Origin of the sequence: Paraburkholderia sp. SIMBA_054 (assembly GCF_046534875.1) — a bacterium.
Taxonomy (GTDB): Bacteria; Pseudomonadota; Gammaproteobacteria; order Burkholderiales; family Burkholderiaceae; genus Paraburkholderia; species Paraburkholderia hospita.
The window spans coordinates 1-259 of record NZ_JAWRXV010001108.1 but is presented as its reverse complement, the minus strand read 5'-3'; the positions used below and the strand labels follow the sequence as shown (position 1 = coordinate 259).

At 62.9% G+C, this 259-nt stretch carries 1 pseudogene; it reads left to right on the top strand.

The window, feature by feature from the left end:
- Positions 1-259, top strand: a pseudogene (locus tag SB822_RS58590) (filamentous hemagglutinin); the annotation flags it as partial.

Below are 259 nucleotides of genomic sequence, written 5' to 3'. Positions count from 1 at the left end.
TCGATTGGCGGCGACGTATTTCTGATCGCCCGGCAAGCTGTCGTCAACGCAGGCACCGTCGAAGCACCGAACGGGACAGCGGAATTCGGTGTAGGCGCAAAACTGTTGCTGCAGGATTCGTCGAGCAGCAAGCAGCTTTTCGTGCAAACCGGCAGCAAGGGTACGGTTGCGAACGCCGGGGCCTTGCGCGCCGCGCAGATTAATTTGCAAGCCGCGGACGGCAACATCTACGCGCTCGCGGGCGGCGGCACGCGCGTAC